This is a genomic window from Nocardioides sp., assembly GCF_036503465.1.
GTDB lineage: Bacteria > Actinomycetota > Actinomycetes > Propionibacteriales > Nocardioidaceae > Nocardioides.
The window spans coordinates 1-22,183 of record NZ_DASXWU010000050.1 but is presented as its reverse complement, the minus strand read 5'-3'; the positions used below and the strand labels follow the sequence as shown (position 1 = coordinate 22,183).

The following is a 22,183-nucleotide window of genomic DNA, read 5'->3' as shown; positions in this document are numbered from 1 at the left end:
AGCCGGACCGACACCGCGCCTCCGCCGGGTCAGTGGCAGGCTGGGCCCATGCACGCCCTGGTCGTTGTCCTGTTCGTCATCGCTCTGGTCGCGATCGTGGTCGCCGGCGTCTGGACCGTCGCCGTCTCCCTGAGCAGCAGCACTCGCGACTGAAGGCGTCTGCGACCCGGGCGGTCAGCCGGCAGGCTCGAGCCGCACCACGACGGACTTCGACGCGGGGGTGTTGCTGACCTCGGCCACGGAGTCGAGGGGTACCAGCACGTTGGCCTCCGGGAAGTACGCCGCGCAGCACCCCGGCGTCGTCGGGTAGGCGACCGCACGGAACCCCTTCGCGACCCGCTCGCCGTCCGCGGCGACCCCGATGACGTCGACGGTGTCGCCGTCCTTCAGCCCACGGACGGCCAGGTCGGCCGGGTTGACGAAGACGACCTTGCGCCCGCCCTTGATCCCGCGGTAGCGGTCGTCGAGGCCGTACACCGTGGTGTTGAACTGGTCGTGCGACCGCACCGTCTGCAGCAGCAGGTGTCCCTCCGGGACCTCGACGGTCGTCGGCGGGTTGACCGTCAGGTGCGCCTTGCCGTTGTCGGTGGCGAAGGTGCGACTGTCGTGCGGTGGGCGCGGCAGCATGAAGCCGCCGGGTGCGTTGGCCCGCTCCTCGTAGGCGTGGAAGCCGGGCACGACGTGCTCGATGTGCTTGCGGATCACCCGGTAGTCGTCGCCCATCTCGCGCCATCCGAGGTCGTCGCCGAACATCGCGTGGCCGAGACCCGTGACGATGGCGACCTCGCTGCGCAGGTGGGGCGACGCCGGGATCAGTCGTCCCCGGGAGGCGTGCACCATCGACATCGAGTCCTCGACAGTGACGACCTGGTCGCCGCTCGCGCGGGCGTCACGCTCGGTGCGGCCCAGGCACGGCAGCAGCAGCGCCTCGGTGCCGTGGCACAGGTGGGTGCGGTTGAGCTTGGTCGCGATGTTGACGGTCAGCCGGCAGGTCCGCATCGCGGCCTCGGTGACGGCGGTGTCGGGCGTGGCCGCCACGAAGTTGCCACCGAGTGCCACGAACACGTCGACCTTCCCGTCCCGCATCGCCCGGATGGAGTCCACGGTGTCCCAGCCGTGCTCCCGAGGCGGCTCGAACCCGAACTCGTCGCGCAGCCGGTCGAGGAACGCGTCCGGCATCTTCTCCCAGATGCCCATGGTCCGGTCGCCCTGGACGTTGGAGTGGCCGCGGATCGGAGAAGGACCGGCACCGGGCCGGCCGATGTTGCCTCGCAGGAGCAGGAAGTTGGCGATCTCGCGGATCGTCGCGACGGCGTTCTTGTGTTGAGTGAGGCCCATCGCCCAGCACACGACGACGCTGGTGGCCGCGACGACATCGTCGGCGATCGCCTCGATCTCGTCCCGGCTCAGGCCGCTCTGCTCCTCGACGACCGACCAGTCCAGCTCGCGCCATGCCTGTACGGCGTCCTCCACGCCGTCGCACGACCGGGCCAGGAAGTCGGCGTCGAACACGCTGCCCGGAGCGGCGTCCTCCCGTGCCGTGAGCGCCTTGTTCAGCCCGTTGAAGAGGGCCAGGTCGCCGTTCACCCGCACCGACACCAGCCGGTCGGCGAGCGGCGTGCCGCGGCCCGCGAGACCGCGGACGGTCTGCGGGTTGTGGAAGCGGCCGAACCCGGCTTCGGGCAGTGGGTTGATCGCGATGATCCTGGCGCCGCGCTGCTTGGCCTCCTCCAGCGCGGTCAGCATCCGCGGGTGGTTCGTGCCGGGGTTCTGCCCGGCGATGATGATCAGGTCGGCGTGCTCGGCGATGTCGGCGCGGGTGACGACGCCCTTGCCGATCCCGATCGTCTGCGACAGGGCGGCGCCGCTGGACTCGTGGCACATGTTCGAGCAGTCGGGCAGGTTGTTCGTGCCGAGCCGGCGCGCGAGCAGCTGGTAGGTGAACGCCGCCTCGTTGCTGGCACGTCCGCTGGTGTAGAACACTGCCCGGTCGGGGTCGTCGAGACCGGTCAGCGCGTCGGCCAGGAGCCGGAGCGCATCGTCCCACGAGATCGGTGCGAAGTGGGTGGACCCCTCCGCCAGGTGCATCGGCTCGGTCAGCCGGCCGAAGTGCTCCAGCGTGTGGTCGTCGAGCTCGAGCAGCTCGGCCACGGAGTGCGTGGCGAAGAAGTCGCGGTCCACCCGTTTCCGGGTGGCCTCCCAGGCGACCGCCTTCGCACCGTTCTCGCAGAACTCGGCCTTCTTCCGGTGCTCCGGATCCGGGTCCGGCCAGGCGCAGCTGGGGCAGTCGAACCCGTCCGCCTGGTTGAGCTTGAGCAGCGTCTGCAGGCTCCGCCTCGGGCCCATCTCCTCGCGGCCGTACTGCAGCGCCTCCACGACGCCGCGAACCCCCGCCGAGTGGGACTCCGGGTGGCCGATCTCGAGCCGCGAGGTGGTCGTCGAGGAGGCGTCAGCCGCCGATCGCCGGGATTTCTTCGTCGTACGCCGGGTCATGGCTCAGATCTTCCACGACCAGCCGAGTGAGAAGTCAACAGCGGTGGCGAAGGTCAGGTACATCAGCCACACCCCGGTGGCGAGGTGCCAGAACCCGAGCGCCCTCTCCCCGAGCCGGATGCCGATCGAGGCGAAGAAGTCGCTGACGTAGATCAGGGTCAGCCCCACGAACAGCAACCCCACCGGCCAGTCGCTGGCGTTGAAGAACACCACCATGCCCATCACCGAGATGAGCGTGTAGGCAACGCACATCCCGGCGTTGGTCCGTGGGTCGCTGTTCTGGAAGCGGTTCCACCCGAGGGCGAACCAGTGGATGCCGTACGCCGAGAACGCCAGCGCCGCCATGTAGAGCGGTGGCTCCTGGAACACCTGGATCCACGTCAGCCCGACGAACAGGATGACGCCGGTGACGAACTGGCAGAAGCCCGGCATCCAGATGCTCCACACGCCGGTGGCTCTGTCGACGCGTGGGTCCCTGGCCGGCCAGCCGATGAGCTCCTGCGGACCGACGATCAGGTACCCGGTGCCCAGACCGAAGAACCCCAGCGCCAGCGGCGGGAAGTCGGATGCTGCGAAGGTGATGTCCATGTCCAGCTCCTTTGCCCAACCCAGGAGATTACCTCGGATCCCGAGATAGAGCATCAGACAGCTGGACCACCGTTCGACGGGCGGCCGTTCTAGTGCGCCCAGCGGCTCGCGGCCGCGACCTCCTCGGGCGAGGCACCGTCGAACAGCTCGAGCTCGGACTCCCGCACGGCCGAGATCGCGCCGACCAGCGGCTCCCCGAAAGCCGTCACCAGCACGTCGTCCGCGGTGAAGGCGTCGAGCGCCTCTCGCAGGGTCTCCGGCAGTCGTACGATCCCGCGCTCCGCCAGGGCTCCGTCGTCCAGGGACGCGGGATCGACGTCCAGCGGCTCCGGGAGAGCAGCGCCGTCGTCCAGCCCCGCCGTGCCGGCGGCGAGCAGACCGGCGAGCAGCAGGTACGGGTTGGCGTGCAGGTCGACGCACTTCACCTCGAGGTTGGCCGCCCATTCCTCGCTGCCGCGCGACCCGGTCACCATCCGCAGCGCCGCCTCGCGGTTCTCCAGACCCCAGCAGGCGTAGGCGCCGGCCCAGTGCTGCGGCACCAGCCGGAGGTACGACGCCACCGACGGCGCGCCGACCGCGAGCAGCCCCGGCAGGTGCTCGAGGATCCCGCCCGAGAACGCGGCGGCCTCCTTGGTGAGCCCGTGCCGGTCGGAACCGCCCGCCATCAGGTTCCGCTCGTCACGCCCGAGGCTGAGGTGGACGTGCCCGCCGTTCCCGACCCCAGCCGCGTCGACCTTCGGCGAGAACGACGTGCGGAGACCGTGTCGTTCGCCGACCGCCCGGATCGTCGTTCGGACCAGCACGGACGTGTCCGCCGCATGGACCGGCGACTCGGGTGCGACCGACAGCTCGAGCTGCCCCGCGGCGTACTCGGGATGGAACTGGTCGACCGCGACGCCCTGCTCGCGCACCGCCGTGAGCACGTCGCGGCAGTAGTCGGAGGCGTTCGTCAGCCGGCTCAGTCCGTACGCCGGCCCGGAGGCGGCGGGCAGGTACTCCTCGTCGGACTTCGACACCACCCACTCGACCTCGATCGCCGAGAGCACGTTGATCCGCCGCGTCGCCAGCTCGTCGACCAACCGGGTCAGCAGGAGCCGTGAGTCGAGCGGGTAGGGGTCACCGCTCTGGGCGTACCGCTCGCCGGGCGCCCACGCCCATCCCGGCTGTGCGGCGAGGACGACGAGCCGGTCGAGGTCGGGGACGATCCGCTGGTCGCCGACCGGGGCGCGGCCGTCGGGCGGGGCCGCCATCCAGTCGTCGAAGCGGAAGTAGTCGAAGGCCGTGGAGAAGCCGACGCCCCACGCGGCGAGGGTGGGCAGCCGATCGAGAGGGACCGCCTTCACCCGGGAGATGCCGGAGTTGTCGACGAAGCTGGTCGCCACCGCGACGACGCCGCGGTCGGCGAGCTCCGGGAGGAGGGCCTCGGCACGGCTCAGTCGGCGGTCACGGTCGACGAGGTCCACGGGCGTTCCCTTCGGATCCGTGCATGCCGACACGGCACGCACACGGCGCACACGGGCTGGACGCGTGTGGACAAAGGATAGGGCCGGGCACAGACTCCGGAGGGCCGGTTCCCGTCGAGAGGAGGTCCGGGGTGGACGACGCCCTCGACCTCGCTTCCCACCTGCTCGACCTCGTCGACCACCACTGTCACGCCATCCTCACCACGGACCTGGACCGGACGGCGTTCGAGGCACTGATGAACGAGGCCGGCGGGGCATCGACTCTCGGGACCACGCTCTTCGACTCGATGCTCGGGTGGGCGATCCGGCGGCACTGCGCACCGGTCCTCGACCTCGAGCCGCTGGTGACCGCGGAGGAGTACCTCGCCCGTCGCGCCGAGCTCGGCGGCGCCGAGGCGAGCCGGCGGCTGATGGCGGCCGCCGGCATCGGGACCCTGCTGGTCGACACCGGGATCGGCTCCCCGGCGGCCGACACGGAGCTGACGCCGATGGCCGAGCTCGCAGCACTGAGCGGAGGTACGGCGCGCGAGGTCGTCCGGCTCGAGCGGCTGGCCGAGGACGTGCTCGCCGCAGGCACCGACGACTTCGTCGGCGAGATGGAGGAGCGGCTGCGGTCGGCGCGGGCAGGCGGCGCGGTCGCGGCGAAGAGCATCGCGGCGTACCGGGGCGGCCTCGACCTCTCCGCGCTCAAGCCTCCGGCGGACGTCGTGGCCTCGGGGCTGACCGAGACCGACCACGTGCGGCTCGCCCACCCGGTGGTCAGCTCCTGGCTCGCGCACAGCGCGATCGAAGCCGGCCTGCCGTTGCAGGTCCACGTCGGCTACGGCGACCGGGATCTCTCCCTGGCCGCCGCCGACCCGTTGTGGCTGACGTCGTTCCTACGCGCGACCGAGGAGCACGGCGTGCCGGTGCTGCTGCTGCACAACTGGCCGTACCACCGGCACGCGGCATACCTCGCCCAGGTCTTCGACCACGTCTTCGCAGACCTCGGCCTGGCCACCCACAACACCGGTGCGCTGTCGACCGGCGTGCTGCGCGAGACGCTCGAGCTCGTGCCGTTCGGGAAGCTGCTGTTCTCCTCCGACGCCTACGGGCTGGCCGAGCTGTACCTCCTGGGGGCGCTGCTCTTCCGGACCTCGCTGTCGACGGTCCTGGGCGAGCTGGTCGCGGCGGGTGAGACGACCGAGGCGGACACGGCGTACGTCGCCGGGCTGGTGGCCCGCGAGAACGCGCGCCGGGTGTACGCGCTGTGACGGCATGACCGGCCGTCGCGAGCGATCACCTCGGGCCGCGTAGTCGCCGGAGAACCGTGGGTCGCGGAAGCCGGTCGCGGACGTCCGGTGGGCACCGCTCCGCCCGCCACGGGGCGCCCTCGGGTACGCCTACGGAGCGGAGGCGTCGCTCGGCCAGGTCGGCGGTGGCCGGGCGTCGCTCCGGGTCGGGGTCGAGGAGTGCCATGAGAAGAGCTCGCAGCGGGTTCGACGGCACCTCACGCACATGCCGCGGGATGCGGCCGGTCAGCAGCTCCGCGGCGGTGACCCCCGCGGCGTACAGGTCGTGTCGCGGGTCGGGTGGGTCGCCGGGCCGCAGCTCGGGGGCGACGTAGCCGGGCGTGCCGACGGCAGTCGCCGGCCGTCGCGAGAGCCGGGCGGCCACGCCGAGGTCGGACAGGTAGACGTGGGGGCGGCCGGTGCGGGTCGGCTCGAGAAGGAGGTTCGCGGGCTTGACGTCGCGGTGAGCGAACCCGGCCGCGTGGACCGCACCGAGCGCCTGGAGCAGCTGGCGGAGCAGGACCGCGACGTACGGCGCCGGGAGCGCTCCGTGCTCGGCGAGCAGCCCGTCGGCGGTGCCGCCTCGTACCAGGTGCATCAGGGCGTAGTGGGTCGAGTCCTGATGAACGGTCGCGAACGGCGTCAGCACGTGCGGGTGAACCGGTGCCCTGAGGACGACCTCCTGATCGTCGGGGACCACCTTGGCGGCGACGTACCGGTGGAGGCGAACGTCCCAGGCGCGCCACACCGTCCCGCTCGCCCCGTGGCCGATCGGGTCCACCAACCTGACTCGGAAGACGTGGTGCCGGCCCATCTCCGCACCGTAGGTTGCCGCGTATCTGCCGCGCGGGGGACGCCTCCTGTGCTGTGGACAACCGGCGCTTCGGGCTTCGGCGCGCCGTCAGTCGGACCGGAGATGAGGCACACCAGATGACCGACCACAACGCGGAGAACCCCGCCGAGCCCACACCGGAGGGATCCGCCACCCCGCCGCCCGTGCCCCCGCCGGCGGCCGCACAGCAGGGCGCTCAGCCGGGCGGTGCGACGTACGACTTCAGCGAGGCCAAGAAGACGCTGCAGAGCGCCAACCGCTACGACCTCGGGATCATGGCCGCCGGTGTGGTCGCCTTCCTGGCCGGCTTCATGCCGTTCTACACGATCTCCGTCAACGTCGGCGGGTTCGGCGGCTCGGGCTCCTGGTCGGCCTGGCACGGCTTCTTCGGCTGGTTCGCGGTGCTCGTCGCGCTGGGCGGCGCCGTCGTCGTGGCACTCTCGCTCTTCAACGTCGTGAGCCTTCCCGCGCCGACGCACCAGATCGCGGCCGGCGCCTTCGGGCTCGCGCTGCTCTGCCTGATCCTGGCGTTGTTCGTGAATCCTCTCCCGTCGTGCGGCGGAGTGCCGGGTTGCGACACCGGGCACGGGTTCGGCTACTGGCTCGCCCTGCTGGTCGTGCTGGCCGGCACCGGCCTGGCGGTGATCCGCGTGCGCGAGTCGACCGCGATGCGCCCGACCGCGGCCTGACCGCTCGGAGCAGTCCCGACGGGCGCCGGCCGATTCGGCCGGCGCCCGTCGCCGCTGTTAGCATCGTGCGGTTGCCCGGGCCCGCCCGGACCGCCGCGGCGCACGACCCGTCGTACGCCGTACCAACGCAAAGCCCTCCTGTCACGGATGGTCCGTGGCCGCTCTAGTCCAGAGGAGGTGGAGACCGCTGTGCGTGCCTATGAAGTGATGGTCATCCTCGACCCGAGTCTCGAGGAGCGGACGGTCGAGCCGTCGCTCGACAAGTACCTCAACGTCATCCGCAAGGACGGCGGCAGCGTCGAGAACGTCGACGTGTGGGGCCGCCGCCGGCTGGCCTACGAGATCGAGAAGAACGCCGAGGGCATCTACGCGGTCATCAACCTCACCGCCGAGCCCGCGACGGTCAAGGAGTTCGACCGTCAGCTCGGGCTCAACGAGTCGGTGCTGCGCACCAAGGTGATGCGTCCGGCGGCGCACTGAGCTGCCGATGCCCATCGAGCGGGGGCTCTTGTGGATGGGCGGTGGCGCATGTCGGTGTCACCCACGACGATGAGCCCTGACGCTTCCCCAACCGTGAGCTGAAACCCGAGGAGACCTGACATGGCAGGCGACACCCAGATCACCGTGGTCGGCAACCTGGTCGACGACCCCGAGCTCCGCTTCACGCCGTCGGGGGCCGCGGTGGCCAACTTCCGGATCGCCTCGACGCCGCGCACGTTCGACCGCCAGACCAACGAGTGGAAGGACGGCGACGCGCTGTTCCTCTCCTGCTCGGTGTGGCGGCAGGCCGCGGAGAACGTCGCGGAGTCCCTGCAGAAGGGGATGCGCGTCGTCGTGCAGGGCAACCTGCGCTCGCGGCAGTACGAGACGCGCGAGGGCGAGAAGCGCACCGTCTTCGAGATCCAGGTCGACGAGGTCGGTCCGTCGCTGCGCTACGCGACCGCCAAGGTGACGCGCACGCAGCGGTCGGGCGGGTCGTCGTACGGCGGCGGGCAGCAGGGCGGCGGTCAGTCCGGCCCCTCGGACAACGACCCGTGGGCCACGCCGGCGCAGAGCCAGCAGCCGGCGAGCTCGGGCGGCGCCCCGGCCAACGACCCCTGGGCCGCACCGGGCGTCGGCTCCGACGAGCCGCCCTTCTGACGGCCCGACGACGAACAACTGAACAACCCGAAGAGATCCATTCCGGCCCTGCCATCACTCAGGGACGGGCTTCACGAAAGGAAGCACCACAATGGCCAAGGCAGTGATGCGCAAGCCGAAGAAGAAGGTTTGCCAGTTCTGCAAGGAGAAGGCGACCGGTGTCGACTACAAGGACACCACCCTGCTCCGCAAGTTCATCTCCGACCGCGGCAAGATCCGCGCGCGTCGGGTGACCGGCAACTGCGTCCAGCACCAGCGCGACGTCGCGATCGCGGTGAAGAACGCCCGCGAGGTCGCGCTGCTGCCTTACACCTCGACCGGTCGCTGAGGGGAGGCACGACGATGAAGATCATCCTGACCCAGGAGGTCACCGGACTCGGCCAGCCCGGCGACGTGGTCGAGGTCAAGGACGGCTACGGCCGCAACTACCTCCTGCCCCGCGGCGTCGCGATCAAGTGGACCCGCGGCGGTGAGAAGACCGTCGACTCGATCAAGAAGGCGCGCTCCTCGCGTGCGGTCCGCGACCAGGAGCACGCCGAGCAGATCCGGGGCAAGCTCGAGGCCGCCCCGGTCGACGTGAAGGTCAAGGCCGGCTCGGCCGGTCGCCTGTTCGGCGCCGTCACCACCTCCGAGATCGCCGGCGCCCTCGCCGTGGTCGCCGGTGAGGACGTCGACCGCCGGGCGATCGCCCTCGGCAACCCGATCAAGACGCTCGGCTCCCACTCGGTGTCGGTGCGCCTCCACGACGACGTCTCCGCGACGGTGGCCCTCAACGTCATCCCCGCCTGACCCGTCGTACTTCGCCCCACGGCCCGCCCGGACTCCGGTCCCGGCGGGCCGTGCTGCGTTCGGGGGTCGGCCCGGGATCTCCTCGGGCCGGGCTCAGGCGGGGTTCAACACAAACTGGCATACAAACCGGACTGAGGGCGGCGGGCCGGTTCCGGTCTCTATGCCAGTTTGTTCTCGCCCGAGCACGTCCCCGCCCGTTCAGTGTCCACAGCGAGACCCCCGGCGCACCCGGTCCACAGGTCCGCGGCGGGTCGGAGTGCGGCACGCTCCCGGATCGGACCCTGGGCGGATGGACGAGCACGATGAGGGGCGACAGATGTTCGTTCGCGGCGAGCGGCGGCGCAGCCCGGCCTGGGCCAAGGTGGCCCACGGCCTGTACGTCCCCGTCGACGGCCATGAGGAGTCGCACCTGCACGCGCTGGCGTCCCAGCTGCATCGCGGGGCGGGCTTCACCCATGTCACCGCCGCCAAGTTGCGCGGGTGGTGGCTTCCTCCGCTGCCGCACGGCCTTCCCGACTTCGCCGCCCAGAACGCGCGCAACCGCCCGCGCCGGTCTGAACTGCGCATGATCCGGACGACACCGGAGCCGGAGATCTCACGGCTTCGTGGCCTTCCGATCGTCGCGTCGATCGAGGTCCTTCTCGCATTGGCGCGTCACTTCGGGCTGCTCGACGTCGTCGTGTTCCTCGACAGCGCCCTCCACCTCGGCGACGTGAAACCGGACGAGCTCGGTGTGGCCCTGGGGGCGCGACGTCACGGCGTGCGCCGCCTCCGGGCAGCCGCGCTGATGGCGGATCCTCGGTCGGAGTCGGCCTTCGAGACGTTGCTCAGGGTTTTCCACCTCGTCTGCGACGCCCGCGTAGTGCCGCAGCACGAGCTCTGGGTCGACGGCCGGTTGGTCGCTCGTGGCGACCTGCTGCTGAGCGGGACGCAGACGTTCCACGAGTACGACGGTGCGGTGCACCGCGATCGTGCCCAGCACCGCTCCGACCTGCGCCGGGAACGCGACATCGTTGACGCCGGGTGGGTACGCCGTGGGTACACCGATCGGGAAGTCCTCCTGCGTCCGGTCGAGATCCTGCGCGACATCGATCGCGCGCTCCGACGGCGGCATGATCCCGAGCGTCTGCAGGCGTGGTACGCGCTGCTCCGCGAGTCCTGCTTCACACCCGCGGGGCGGTCGGCGCTGCTCGGCCGGCTCGGGCTGGCTCCGGTCTCGGCGGTGGCCTGATCGTCGGCCGTCCCCCCGTTTGGCTACCTGTGTATGACCGGTGGATATCCCCCGTTCAGACCAGGGGTCGGGCGATCTGTCGACAAACCAACCCGGGAATCCCAGATGGCGAAAGGGTGAACGAGGTTCTCCGGAACTTTTCCGCCTGCACATTCTGTGGAACCACAAACACGCAGGTCAGCGGCATGGTACAGAGGAGGATTCCGACGCTGTCCACATGTTGTCCACGGCCTCGGCCACAGCCCGGCGCGTGTCGTCCACGTGCTCACCCCGGTTATCCCCAGCCCCTGTGGACAACGACCTTCCGGGCACAGGCTCGAGAGCCTAGATTGCCGCCTCGGTGGGCGTCCCGCACCGGACGGCCGCCGACGGGAGCGCTCGCCGCCGCTGTCGGTGGTCGCCCCTAGCGTCACTCCTGTCACACCGCCGGGCGCATGGGGCACTCGCGGAGCAGTCGGAAGGGTGGACGGGTGAGCATCACCGAGCAGGGGTCGTGGGACGTCCCGGGCCTGCCCGAGCCGCCGCGTGACGACTGGGGCGACGGCCCCGCGGCGTACGAGCCGGGCGAGCGGCCGAGCCGCCCGGGTGACCGCACGCCGCCGCAGGACAACGCCGCCGAGCAGAGCGTGCTCGGCGCGATGCTGCTGTCCAAGGACTCCATCGCCGACGTCAGCGAGGTGCTGCGCGGGGCCGACTTCTACCGTCCGGTCCACGAGGTCATCTTCGACGCGATCATCGACCTCTACGGCCGCGGCGAGCCCGCCGACCCGGTCACGGTCGCCAACGAGCTGGGACGCCGCGGTGAGCTGACCCGCATCGGCGGTGCGCCGTACCTCCACACCCTCTCCGCCAACGTCCCGATCGCCGCCAACGCCGGCTACTACGCCGAGATCGTCCGCGAGAAGGCCGTGCTCCGGCGGCTCGTCGACGCCGGCACCCGCATCGTCCAGATGGGGTACGCCGGCCAGGGTCTCGTCGACGACGTCGTCGACCAGGCGCAGGCCGAGGTCTACCAGGTCACCGAGCGGCGTGCCTCGGAGGACTACGCCCCGCTGAGCGACATCCTCGACGGCGTCCTCGACGAGATCGAGGCCATCGGCAACCGCGACGCCGGGCTGTACGGCGTACCGACCGGCTTCGCCGACCTCGACGACCTCACCAACGGTCTGCACAAGGGCCAGATGATCATCGTCGCGGCGAGACCCGCGGTCGGGAAGAGCACCCTGGCTCTCGATCTGTGCCGGGCGGCGTCGATCCACAACAACATGACGTCGTGCTTCTTCAGCCTGGAGATGTCGCGTTCCGAGATCACGATGCGGCTGCTCTCGGCCGAGTCCAAGGTGCCGCTGAACGCACTCCGCAACGGGCAGATGCGCGACGAGGACTGGACCAAGCTCGCCCGCAAGATGAGCGAGATCTCGAGCTCCCCACTGTTCATCGACGACTCGCCGAACATGACGATGATGGAGATCCGGGCCAAGGCCCGCCGGCTCAAGCAGCGCCACGACCTCCGTCTGATCGTGATCGACTACATGCAGCTGATGACCTCCGGCCGCAAGGTCGAGAGCCGCCAGGTCGAGGTCAGCGAGTTCTCCCGGCAGATCAAGCTGCTCGCCAAGGAGCTCGAGGTCCCGATCATCGCCCTCTCCCAGCTCAACCGAGGCCCGGAGCAGCGCGGTGACAAGAGGCCGATGATGAGCGACCTGCGCGAGAGTGGCAGTTTGGAACAGGACGCCGACATGGTGATCCTGCTCCACCGCGACGACGTCTACGAGAAGGAGTCGACCCGCCCCGGCGAGGCCGACCTAATCGTGGCCAAGCACCGCAACGGCCCCACCCGCGACATCGTCGTCGCCTTCCAGGGCCACTACTCCCGCTTCGTCGACATGGCCCACTGACCACGGCCCCACGGTCGAAGATTCAACGTACGGGGTGCGTGGGATCTTCGAGTCTGGTCTTCCGGCAGGTTCTTCGTCGCCGCCTGGCCGCGCGAACGATCGCAACGGGGGTACCTGATCGACGCACCTCGAGCCCGGGCCTGTGGGCGCCGAGCTCTGCGGCCGAGCCGGACAACGAGCCGTCGGCGCCGTCCGGTTCGCTATCGCCCGCTCTGGGCCGCGTTCTGGCTGGCCATGCTCCTGCCCGGCAACGGTGCGTTCAGACGCAACCCACCGGGCACCACCGAGGAGCAGGCAGCTCGGATGCTCGACCTCACGCACGCCTCGCTGCACCGCGGCCGATGATCGGCCACAGTGCTCCTGTGACCACGACCCACATCGCATTCGTCACCGGCGGCAGCCGGGGCATCGGCCGGGCCATCGTCGAGAGGTTGCACGCCGACGGGGCGCGCGTGGCCACGTGCGGCCGCGGTGACCGACCGGCGTACCTGCCCGACGACGTGGTGTGGGAGCAGGCCGACGTCGCGAGCCCCGGGGACACCGAGCGGCTGGTGGCACGGACGCGGGACCTCCTCGGCCCGATCTCGCTCCTCGTCAACAACGCCGGCGTCCTGGTCGCGAAGACGGTGGCCGACGCCACCGACGACGACTGGGACCTGCAGGTCGGTGTCAACTGCCGCGGGGTGTTCAACATGTCGCGCGCCGTGCTGCCCGAGATGACCGAGCACGGCGGCGTCATCGTCAACATCGGCTCGATCTCCGGTGTCGTCGCAGATCTGTCGAGCGCGCTCTACAACGCGTCGAAGGCCTTCGTGCACGCGCTGACCCGTTCGATCGCGATCGACCACGGTCCACGCGTCCGGTGCAACGCCGTGCTGCCGGGGTGGATCGAGACCGACATGTTCGACGAAGGGTTCGCGCTGGCCGGCGACCCCGAGGCCGCCCGCCGCGACGCGATCTCCCGCCATCCGGCCGGCCGATTCGGCCGGCCGGCCGACATCGCCGGCATCGTCGCGTGGCTCGCCTCGGACGAGGCGGCGTGGGCGACCGGCCAGTGCTTCACGGTGGACGGAGGACTCACCGCCGCCTCACCGCTCCGGCCCGAGGCGTTCTGACCCGGAGAACCCGGAGCGTCAGAGCACCTCGCTCAGGTCGAGCGCGGCGATGCGTTGCGGGTCGGCGACGATGTTGATCTCCACGATCCGCCCGTCGCGGATGACGGGGCTGAACACCGACACCGGGACGCCGTCCTTGACCCCGACCAGGCCGACGGCGCCGTTGACCAGCGCCCAGACCTGCAGCTGCTCGTGGTCGGAACGCCGGAAGGCGCTCGCGTTCGCCGCCACCGCCGCGGCGCCACGGACGTACGCCGAGCGTCCGCCGGGACCGGCGTCGGCGCGCAGGGTGACGTCCGGGTCGAGCACCCGGATCAGGGCCTCGAAGTCGCCCTCCTGCGCGGCGCTCGTGAAGGCTTCGAGCACGCGACGTTGCGTGGCCAGGTCGGCCGCCGGCGGGGGCGTGGCCCTGACCCGGCGTCGGGCGCGGCTGGCCAGCTGAGTCGCGGCGCCCGGCGTACTGCCCACGATCTGACCGATCTCCTCGAACGGCACACCGAACATGTCGTGAAGCACGAAGGCCATCCGCTCCCGCGGGCTCAGCGCGTCGAGGACGACGAGCAGCGCCAGGGTCACCGCGTCGGCCTGCTCCGCCGACGCCTCGGGGTCGACGTCGAGACGGGTCACGATCGGGTCGGGCACGTGGACGTCGAGCGACTCCTCGCGCCGCGACTTGCGGGAGCGCAGCAGGTCGAGGCAGATCCGACTCACGACCGTGGTCAGCCACCCGCGCAGGTTGCGCACCTCACTGGTGTCCGAGCGCGCGAGGCGCAGCCAGGCGTCCTGGACCGCGTCGTCCGCCTCGGTCATCGACCCGAGCATCCGGTAGGCGACACCGCGCAGGTGACCCCGATGCTCCTCGAACTCCTCGGCCAGCTTCTCCTGGGTCTGCACTGTCAGGTTCCTCTCTCGCGATCCGTCACCAGCATGACGAAACCGATCAGACGGACCTGACAGGAGACCGGCCATGGAGCCACGGATGACCCATCCGATCTACGTCGTTCCGGCGGCGTTCCGGGCACTGACGGAGTACAGCAGGGCAGACAAGGACATCGGCGTGCCGGCCGAGACGATCGAGATGGTGAACCTGCGCGCGAGCCAGATCAACGGCTGCAGCGTCTGCGTCCAGGCGCACTCGGCCAACCTGAAGAAGGAGGGGATGAGTGACGAGCGCCTCTTCTCGATCGCAGCCTGGCGGGACGCGCCGTACTTCACCGACGCCGAGCGGGTTGCGCTCGAGCTGACCGAGGCGGTCACGCGCGTCGCCGACCGTGGCGATCCGGTCTCCGACGAGCTCTGGGCCGAGGCCGCGCGTCACTACGACGAGCAGGGGCTGTCCGGCCTGCTCATCGCCATCACCTCGATCAACGTCTGGAACCGGCTGAACGCCGCGACCCGCCAGGTAGCCGGCAGCTGGACCGGCTGACCCCGGGAGCTCGGACCCGAGGGTCGCCAGCACTACTCACGCACGTCGGCGCGGAGCCGGAAGACCCGGCTGATGCCACTGCGCTCGTCGACCACGACGTCGGCCGACGGCCCGCCCTTCAGCTTGAGCAGCCACACGGCCAGGTCGGCGGGATGGTAGGAGGCGAGCCTCGGCAGGGAGACGATCATCCGCTTCTGGCCCACCCCGGGGACCGCGTAGAGCAGCGTCAGGTTCCGTCGGAGCAGCGTGATCGCCCCGAGCCGCGCGAACGGCACAACCGGACCGCGTCCCATCCGGAAGCCCTCGTGGGTGACCGTCAGCTCGGAGGTCCCCAACAGGGCGGCCCGTCCGGTGGTCAGCGCGCAGGCGGCGAGCACGACGACTGCGAAGACGGACCAGGCCGAGACCCCGTCGGCGATGATCTCGACCAGGAACCCCAGGAGTGCCGCGATCGCGACCGCGAACAGCACCCACGATGACCACCGGTTCGGCCCGAACGTGACGCTCCCCTCGTTCTCGAGTCGCCCCTGCCAGTCGAACGGTCCGAGCTGTCGCGCCATGGCGCACATCCTGCCGGACAGAAGAGAGAGCCGGCCGCGGTGCGGCCGGCTCTAAACGGGTGACGGACAGTCGGGCGATGGCACCTCAGCGGCCGCGCCGGTTGATCAGGTAGTCGTCGTAGCCCTGCAGGCCCCGTACGCCGTTCAGGCGGAGGAGTGCACGCTGGGCGGACACCTGGTCGTCCCACACGTAACGCATGAAGGCGCGGACCTTCTTGACCTTGCTGGAGTTCTGGTTCGTGTTCATGCCTCTATGGTGACCGTCGGAACTGTTCAGGACAAGCGAATGTTTCTTATGAATCATGCAGTGATGCTGTATGGTTGCCATCATGATCGACGTCCAGCGTCTCCGTGTGTTCAGGGCTGTCGTGGCCAGTGGATCGGTGCAGGCCGCAGCCGACCACCTGGGCTTCACGCCCTCCGCCGTCAGCCAGCAGATCTCCGCCCTGCAGCGCGAGACAGGGCTGGTGCTCTTCGAGAAGGCGGGGCGGGGCATCGCGCCGACCGCGGCCGCCAAGGTGCTCGCCGCCGAGAGCGAGGACCTGATGGACAGCCTGAACCGCCTCGGCGGTGTGGTCGACCATCTCCGCGACGGGCACACCGGCAGCCTGACCATCGGCGCGTTCTCCTCGGCGGCGCAGTTCTGGATGCCCGCCGTGGCCAAGGGACTGCGTCGCGAGTTCCCCGACCTGGTCCTCGACCTCACGCTGAACGAGCTGGGTCCCGAGACGCCCGGCCCGAGCCGACGCGACCTCGACCTCACCACCGAGGACGCCGACCTGGACGGCGTCGAGCGGCCCGGTCACAGCCGGCACGTGCTCGCCGTGGAGACCTACCGAGTGGTCGCCCCGCGCGGCCACGAGCTCCTCACCGAGTGGGACAGCCAGGTGCCGATGCTGGCCCTGGCCGGTCACCCGATGATCGACAACGACTACCACGGCAACACCTGCACCCGGATCATCCGCAACGCCTGCCGGGCCGCCGGCTTCTCGCCGCGGTACGTCGCGCGCTCGGAGGACCACCACACCGCCCTGGCGTTCGTGGCGGCGGGGATCGGCGTCACCGTGCTGCCCGCTCTGGCGGTACCCGAGTCGATGGCCGGTGTCGACAGCCGCGAGCTGGTCAACCCCAGCCCGCGCCGCCGGATCGTGGTCCACGTCCGCGACGGCGCCGCCACCTCGCCCCCGGTCGTCCGAGCCCTGGAACTCCTGGACGAGACCGTGGCGAGGGCGGCGGAACGCCGGGCCGCGCGTCGCTGAGCCGGGTCACGCGGCGAACTCCTCGAGCTCCGGCAGGTCCTCGACGACCGGGCTGGCGGACGGCTCCCGCGTGGCGCGAGCGGCCAGCACCAGCACCACGATCATCAGCGCCACGCCGACCATGCCGGCGACGTGGAAGGCGTCGGTGAACGACGACCGCACGGCGCCGAGCAGGACCGGATCGTGCCGTCCCTCGCGGACGCCGTCGATCACGCTCTGCTCGGCGGTCGAGCCGGGCAGGCCGAGCTGCATGCGGTAGATCACGGTGCCCAGCGAGCCGAGGACGGTCAGGCCGAGCGCGATGCCGAGCTCGTTGGACAGCTGGGCCAGGGATGCGCTGGACGCGGCGCGTTCCGGCGGAGCCCCGCTGATCACGCCGTCCATCAGCATCGGGAACGCCGCCCCGATCCCGAAGGTGGCCAGCGCGCCGCCGACCGCGACGATCGGGCGACCGGACGCGGACGCCGGCGCGACGGCGTACAGGACGAACCCGGCCACCATCAGCGACATCATCGAGACCACGACCGTGCGCTGAGGCAGGCGGCGGTTCAGCCACGGGCCGAGGTTGGCGGCCGCGATCATCGACACCATCTCGGGCAAGATCCACCACGCGGCACCGAGCGGGGTCAGGCCCTGGACCTCCTGCAGGTACAGGTTGAAGAACAGCGAGGTGCCGCCCATCAGCATCGCGGTCAGGAACAACGCGGCGAGAGTGCGGCGTACCCGCGGCCGGGCCAGCAGCTCCAGGTCGAGCAACGGGTTGGCCAGCGTGGTCTGCCGCCGCAGGAAGACGGCGCCCAGGACCAGTCCGGTCACAAGGGTGATCGCCACCGGCGCGTCGACGCCGCTGTTGACCGCACGCTTCAGGGCGAAGACCAGGCTCAGGACGGCGCCGACCGAGAGCGCGGCGCTGATCGGGTCGAGCGGCGCGGGGACGTCGGCCCTGGACTCCGGGACCAGCCGGGGGACGACCGCGATCGTCACGCCCATCACCGGCACGGCCATCAGGAACACAGAGCCCCACCAGAAGTGCTCGAGCAGCACCCCACCGACGAACGGCGCGACGGCCATCCCGCCCAGGAAGACGGTCATCATGGCTCCCATCGCCTGGATGCGCGCGTTCTCCTCGACGAACAGGCCACCGAGCAGCGCCATCGACGTCGGCAGGATCGCCGACCCGGCCAGCCCCATCACCCCGCGGGCGACGATCACCAGCTCGGGGGTGCTCGCGAACGCGCCGATCCCGGACGCGATCGCGAAGACCGCCGCGCAGAACAGGATCATCCGCCGCCGCCCGATGCGGTCCGCGACCGCCCCGGTGGTGAGCATGGCGCCCGCGACCATGAAGTTGTAGCTGTCGGTCATCCAGAGCAGCTCAGCGGCACTCGCGTGCAGCTCGCGACCCATGGTGGGCAGTGCGACTCCCAGCACCGAGATGTCGACCGCGACGAGCAAGGTCGGGAGCGCGAGGGCGGCGAGCGCGAGAAGGGAACGGCTCCGGGTCGGGTTCGGCGGCGTGGCGGTGGTGGTCATCGGGACTCCTGGGTGGGTGTCGGTTCGCCCGTACGTCGTACGGCGCGGCGGCGTTTCGACACGGCCACCCGGAGAAGTTGCGTGCCACCCGCCCGACCCGTTTGGTAAAGGATTCGCCGATTTCGCGCGCCGGGCCGTCGGGGCGGCGGACCATGGGCCGGCAGTGCCGTAGCCCACGCTCACCCCCCGGAGCACCCATGAAGCTCGTCGTCTGTGCGCTCGTCAGCCTCGCCCTCGTGGGCGTCGGGGCCGACGTGCAGGCGTACCCGAGCCGCCGCCCGCGCGCGTTGCGCCACCCTGAGCGGCTGGAGCAGGACAGCTCGTCCCGCCTGCTCCGTGCCCTCGGCCGCCTCGACCGCAGGCTCGTCCACGCGACCAGCGACCACCGTCTGGCCCCCCTGACGGACGCCGATCGCGACGCTCTCCAGAACATCGCGGAAGCGGACGGAGCCGCGGTCGGGGCGGTCGCGATGGCGCACCCCGGCCCCCGGGGCTCCTGACCTGTACAGACGGCAAAGATTGCGGAAAACCGGATGCGCCCCGGTCCGCCGAGGCGCAGCATGATCCTGCAACGCGTCCGTCGCCGGCGGCCTTTTCCCGGCCCGGCCCGCGGTGCGTCGGGGGGTTGAGACCGGACCTCAGCCTTCGAACCGCGACGGTCCCGCCTCCTCGCAGAAGGCGGGACCGTTGCTCGTTGCCGGAGGCGGTGCCGGTCGGGGATGCTGACGCCTCGTGTCGCGCCGTCTGGTTCCGAGGGTGCTGCGGGAGGAGCCGCAGTACCGGCTGCTGTTCGGCAGCCAGGTGCTCTCGGTGCTCGGCGACCGGGTCACCAGCGTGGCCCTTCCCTTCGCGGTCCTCTCGGTCGGGGGCGGCGTCCGGGACGTCGCGCTGACCTCGACCGCGCAGTTCCTGCCGTTCGTCGTACTGGCGGTCCCCGCGGGCGTCTGGGCCGACCGATGGGAACGCAAGCGCATCCTGATCTCCTCGGACGTCGTCCGCCTGGTCACCCAGACCCTCGCCGCCGTGCTCCTTCTCACCGGCACCGCCGAGGTCGTCCACCTGGTCGTCCTGGCGGCGGCGTTCGGCGCCGCAGACGCGTTCTTCGCGCCGGCGTTCAGCGGCTTGCTGCCGACGACCGTCGACCCGGGCAACCTGCAGCCGGCCAACGCCCTGCGCGGCCTCACGTTCTCGCTGGCGAACGTCGCCGGACCCGTGCTGGCCGGTGTCCTGATCGGGTACGCCGGCGGGCCGGGGTCGGCGCTCGGCTTCGACGCCGCGACGTTCCTGGTCTCGGTCCTGCTGCTGGTGCCGCTGCGACCGTCCGTGGTCGAGGAGGCGGCGGCCGAGGACGAGCGGGCCGCGCCCGCGTCGTTCCGCTCGTCGTTGCGGGAGGGCTGGCGCGAGGTGCGCTCGCGGACGTGGGTGCTCGGCTACCTCGGCGGCTTCTCGGTCTACCACGCGATGGTGCTCCCCGCGATCTTCGTGATCGGGCCGGTGCTGATGCAGGACCACTACGACGGCGCACGCTCGTGGGCCCTGGTCACCGCGCTGTTCGGGATCGGGAACATCGTCGGCGACGTGCTGCTCCTGCTGTGGCGGCCGAACTACGCGCTGCGGGTCGGTGCCCTGATGCTGGTCGGCTCGTCGTGCCAGGCGGCGATCATCGGCAGCCACCTGCCGGTGTGGGGGATCGGACTGCTCGAGCTGCTCACCGGGGTCTGCGTCACCGGGATGTTCACGCTGTGGGAGACCTCGCTCGGCGAGCACATCCCGTCCGGGTCGCTGTCGCGCGTCTCGAGCTACGACTACCTGTCCAGCACGGGGATGATCCCGCTCGGCAACGTCGTCGTCGGCGCGCTCGCCGCCCTTCTCGGCATCTATCCGGCACTGGTCGTGATGACGGTGGTCGGGATCGGCGCCGCCCTCGTCGTCGTCTCGATCCCCTCGGTCCGGCACCTCCCCCGACGTCCCCTGACCGGGTCGTCCGCCTGAGCGGAGCTCAGGGGTTCCCGTGGGGCGGACGACCCGAAGAGGCGCGGAACAGCCCGGCGACCAGCGTCGCGTCCGAGGCGAGGGCCAGCACCTCGTCACCCTCGGCAAGAGTGGTCCCGCCCCGCACCTGCACCATCCGGCCTCGCCGGCTGACGATGCTGATCCACACGTCCTCCTCCAGGGGGAGGTCGCGCAGGGTCGCGCCGTCGGCCGGTGAGCCGGACTCGACGACGTAGCGGTGCAGACCCTCGGGCTGGTCGCGGAAACGCATCCCCATCGCCCACGGCTCGGGCTCCACCACCCGCATCGGCACCCGCCAGAGCCGCGCGAGGGTCGGCACCAGGCCGCCCTGCACGACGACCGACAGCAGCACCACGACGAAGACGACCGCGTAGATGCGCTGCGCATCGGGAGCGCCCTCGACGACGACGTACGTGCCGAGCAGGATCGGGACGACGCCCTTGAGGCCCGACCAGAGCACAAAGGCGCGCTCGCCCCGGCGCAGCCGGACCGGGATCAGCACCAGCCCGACGAGCAGGGGTCGCACCAGGAGGAACAGCACGGCGGCGACCCCGAGCGCGAGCAGGCCGTGCCCGTCGCTGAACGCCGACGAGAGCGGGATGGAGAGGCCGAGCAGCGTGAACGCCACGATCTCGGCCAGGCTCGCGAGGCCGGAGGCGAAGTGCTCGATCTCGCGCTTGTACGGCGCGCGGGTGTCGCCGACCAGGATCCCGGCCAGCATCACGGCCAGGAACCCCGACCCGTGCGCCACGGTGGTCACGCCGTACAGCACGAGGGCGAAGGCCACGGTCCGAAGCGGATAGAGGGTCTCGTTCGGCATCGGGAGGTGGCGGAGCAACCAGCGCAGGGCGTGCCCGCCGGCCACGCCGAACGCGATGCCCACCACCATCTGGAGGACGAACTCACCTGCACCGTGCGCCACGGCACCGGCGCCGCCACCGGTGGCTCCGAGGATCGCGATCATCAGCGCGATCCCGACGGGGTCGTTGGCGCCGGCCTCCCCCTCGAGCAGGGTGCCCGAGCGTCCGGTGACCTCGCGGCGGCCGAGCACGGAGAAGACGGTGGCGGGGTCGGTCGGCGCCAGGGCGGTGCCCAGGAGCAGGGCCGGCCGCCAGTCGAAGCCGAACACCAGGTGGGCGACGACGGCCAGTCCGGCCGCCGTGACGAACGTGCCGGCGACCCCGAGCCACAGCACCGGGCCGGCCACGGGTCGGAAGCGGTCGAGCCCGATGTGCATCCCGCCTTCGAACAGGATCACCACGAGTGCCACGGTCACGATCCGTTGGTCCGCTTCGATGCCCAGCCCGCCGAGGTCGGGCACGAGGTCGACGGCGATCGATGCGGCGACGAGGAACAGGGCCGGGCTCGGGATCTGGGTCAGCGCCGTGATGCGGCTCGATCCCACCGCGAGGAGCAACGCGACTGAGGCGACGAGAACCACCGCGGCGAACGGGATCACGTCGTGCATCGGAGCTCCAGGGTCGGCGGACGGGTCGCCGACCAGACTTCCCGGCACTCCTGGAGAGACAGCCTAGTGCCGTCGAGGTGTCGTCCGTCGCCGGTTCAGGAGTGGGCGACGCACCGGGTGGCCCACGGCCGGGCCTCGAGGCGACCGGCGGGGATGGCCTGGCCGCACACCTCGCAGGTGCCGTAGCTCCCGTCCGCGAGTCGCTGCTGCGCACGGCGTACCTCGTCGAGCATCGCGAGCAGGTGCTCCTGCGCCGACACCGCGGCCAGACGATCGACGGCCATCGACGTACCCTCGCCCACGCGTTTGCCGAACGAGATGGCTCCCACCTCATCGGGTGGTCGCGTCAGCTCCGCGAGCTCGGCCACGAGCCGCTCCTCGCGCTCCGCGAGCAGACGCCCGGCGTCGTCGTGCA

At 70.9% G+C, this 22,183-nt stretch carries 23 protein-coding genes; 13 read left to right on the top strand and 10 right to left on the bottom strand.

The genetic code is table 11. The features are described 5' to 3' along the window. Positions 1–174 precede the first annotated feature (174 nt). The 3 genes from VGK78_RS09045 to VGK78_RS09035 all read right to left on the bottom strand — a co-directional run bounded on the left by VGK78_RS09045 (position 175) and on the right by VGK78_RS09035 (position 4,544). On the bottom strand, positions 175–2,493 hold the full coding sequence (locus tag VGK78_RS09045; protein ID WP_331527285.1) for an FdhF/YdeP family oxidoreductase: 2,319 nt from the start codon (positions 2,491–2,493) through the stop codon (positions 175–177). A gap of 3 nt (positions 2,494–2,496) precedes the next feature. Then, positions 2,497–3,081, bottom strand: coding sequence for a hypothetical protein (locus tag VGK78_RS09040; protein ID WP_331527284.1), 585 nt, complete (start codon positions 3,079–3,081; stop codon positions 2,497–2,499). Positions 3,082–3,170: 89 nt separating this feature from the next. Then, a complete protein-coding gene (locus VGK78_RS09035; RefSeq protein ID WP_331527283.1) occupies positions 3,171–4,544 on the bottom strand; it encodes a glutamine synthetase family protein in 1,374 nt (457 codons plus the stop codon). A gap of 131 nt (positions 4,545–4,675) precedes the next feature. Between VGK78_RS09035 and VGK78_RS09030 the strand changes: the two genes are divergently transcribed. Then, complete coding sequence (locus tag VGK78_RS09030; protein ID WP_331527282.1) at positions 4,676–5,797, top strand: amidohydrolase family protein; 1,122 nt, start codon at positions 4,676–4,678, stop codon at positions 5,795–5,797. Between the two features lie 25 nt (positions 5,798–5,822). Here the strand turns inward: VGK78_RS09030 and VGK78_RS09025 are convergent, their stop codons facing one another. Further along, positions 5,823–6,629, bottom strand: coding sequence for a serine/threonine-protein kinase (locus tag VGK78_RS09025; RefSeq protein ID WP_331527281.1), 807 nt, complete (start codon positions 6,627–6,629; stop codon positions 5,823–5,825). A gap of 116 nt (positions 6,630–6,745) precedes the next feature. Between VGK78_RS09025 and VGK78_RS09020 the strand changes: the two genes are divergently transcribed. The 8 genes from VGK78_RS09020 (at position 6,746) to VGK78_RS08985 (ending at position 13,509) form a co-directional block, all read left to right on the top strand. After that, positions 6,746–7,336, top strand: a complete 591-nt coding sequence (locus tag VGK78_RS09020; RefSeq protein WP_331527280.1) for a hypothetical protein — start codon at positions 6,746–6,748, stop codon at positions 7,334–7,336. Positions 7,337–7,525: 189 nt separating this feature from the next. After that, complete coding sequence (gene rpsF / locus VGK78_RS09015; protein WP_331527299.1) at positions 7,526–7,816, top strand: 30S ribosomal protein S6; 291 nt, start codon at positions 7,526–7,528, stop codon at positions 7,814–7,816. Positions 7,817–7,936: 120 nt separating this feature from the next. Then, positions 7,937–8,476, top strand: coding sequence for a single-stranded DNA-binding protein (locus VGK78_RS09010; RefSeq protein ID WP_331527279.1), 540 nt, complete (start codon positions 7,937–7,939; stop codon positions 8,474–8,476). A 91-nt stretch (positions 8,477–8,567) separates the two neighbouring features. Continuing rightward, positions 8,568–8,804, top strand: coding sequence for a 30S ribosomal protein S18 (rpsR, locus tag VGK78_RS09005; protein ID WP_192144374.1), 237 nt, complete (start codon positions 8,568–8,570; stop codon positions 8,802–8,804). Positions 8,805–8,818: 14 nt separating this feature from the next. After that, positions 8,819–9,265, top strand: coding sequence for a 50S ribosomal protein L9 (gene rplI / locus VGK78_RS09000; protein WP_331527278.1), 447 nt, complete (start codon positions 8,819–8,821; stop codon positions 9,263–9,265). A 289-nt stretch (positions 9,266–9,554) separates the two neighbouring features. Continuing rightward, positions 9,555–10,496, top strand: coding sequence for a hypothetical protein (locus tag VGK78_RS08995; RefSeq protein WP_331527277.1), 942 nt, complete (start codon positions 9,555–9,557; stop codon positions 10,494–10,496). Positions 10,497–10,930: 434 nt separating this feature from the next. Beyond that, positions 10,931–12,394: a replicative DNA helicase gene (gene dnaB / locus VGK78_RS08990; RefSeq protein WP_414690660.1), complete on the top strand. Its 1,464-nt coding sequence runs from the start codon at positions 10,931–10,933 to the stop codon at positions 12,392–12,394. Positions 12,395–12,756: 362 nt separating this feature from the next. Next, positions 12,757–13,509 carry an SDR family NAD(P)-dependent oxidoreductase gene (locus VGK78_RS08985; protein ID WP_331527275.1) on the top strand — a complete coding sequence of 251 codons (753 nt, stop codon included), beginning with the start codon at positions 12,757–12,759 and terminating at the stop codon, positions 13,507–13,509. A gap of 18 nt (positions 13,510–13,527) precedes the next feature. Here VGK78_RS08985 and VGK78_RS08980 read toward each other — a convergent pair whose 3' ends face one another. Next, complete coding sequence (locus VGK78_RS08980) at positions 13,528–14,403, bottom strand: sigma-70 family RNA polymerase sigma factor (protein WP_331527274.1); 876 nt, start codon at positions 14,401–14,403, stop codon at positions 13,528–13,530. A gap of 85 nt (positions 14,404–14,488) precedes the next feature. Here VGK78_RS08980 and VGK78_RS08975 point away from each other — a divergent pair, with 85 nt between their 5' ends. After that, positions 14,489–14,935: a carboxymuconolactone decarboxylase family protein gene (locus tag VGK78_RS08975; protein ID WP_331527273.1), complete on the top strand. Its 447-nt coding sequence runs from the start codon at positions 14,489–14,491 to the stop codon at positions 14,933–14,935. Between the two features lie 32 nt (positions 14,936–14,967). Here the strand turns inward: VGK78_RS08975 and VGK78_RS08970 are convergent, their stop codons facing one another. Together VGK78_RS08970 and VGK78_RS08965 are read right to left on the bottom strand one after the other, a co-directional pair. Then, positions 14,968–15,495 (bottom strand): hypothetical protein, encoded by a 528-nt coding sequence (locus VGK78_RS08970; protein ID WP_331527272.1) that lies wholly within the window; start codon positions 15,493–15,495, stop codon positions 14,968–14,970. An 85-nt stretch (positions 15,496–15,580) separates the two neighbouring features. Continuing rightward, the gene (locus VGK78_RS08965; RefSeq protein ID WP_331527271.1) at positions 15,581–15,742 is read right to left on the bottom strand and encodes a hypothetical protein; all 162 of its coding nucleotides are present in this window, start codon (positions 15,740–15,742) and stop codon (positions 15,581–15,583) included. A gap of 82 nt (positions 15,743–15,824) precedes the next feature. Here VGK78_RS08965 and VGK78_RS08960 point away from each other — a divergent pair, with 82 nt between their 5' ends. Next, positions 15,825–16,754: a LysR family transcriptional regulator gene (locus tag VGK78_RS08960; protein ID WP_331527270.1), complete on the top strand. Its 930-nt coding sequence runs from the start codon at positions 15,825–15,827 to the stop codon at positions 16,752–16,754. 6 nt (positions 16,755–16,760) lie between these two features. On the opposite strand, the gene VGK78_RS08955 is transcribed toward VGK78_RS08960, so the two are convergent. Further along, positions 16,761–18,287 (bottom strand): MFS transporter, encoded by a 1,527-nt coding sequence (locus tag VGK78_RS08955; protein WP_331527269.1) that lies wholly within the window; start codon positions 18,285–18,287, stop codon positions 16,761–16,763. A gap of 197 nt (positions 18,288–18,484) precedes the next feature. Between VGK78_RS08955 and VGK78_RS08950 the strand changes: the two genes are divergently transcribed. After that, a complete protein-coding gene (locus VGK78_RS08950) occupies positions 18,485–18,787 on the top strand; it encodes a hypothetical protein (protein WP_331527268.1) in 303 nt (100 codons plus the stop codon). Between the two features lie 232 nt (positions 18,788–19,019). Beyond that, positions 19,020–20,279: an MFS transporter gene (locus VGK78_RS08945; protein WP_331527267.1), complete on the top strand. Its 1,260-nt coding sequence runs from the start codon at positions 19,020–19,022 to the stop codon at positions 20,277–20,279. A 7-nt stretch (positions 20,280–20,286) separates the two neighbouring features. On the opposite strand, the gene VGK78_RS08940 is transcribed toward VGK78_RS08945, so the two are convergent. Continuing rightward, a complete protein-coding gene (locus VGK78_RS08940; RefSeq protein ID WP_331527266.1) occupies positions 20,287–21,768 on the bottom strand; it encodes a cation:proton antiporter in 1,482 nt (493 codons plus the stop codon). A gap of 95 nt (positions 21,769–21,863) precedes the next feature. After that, positions 21,864–22,183, bottom strand: a 320-nt coding sequence (locus VGK78_RS08935; RefSeq protein WP_331527265.1) for a TraR/DksA family transcriptional regulator, incomplete at its 5' end; no start/stop codon positions are given.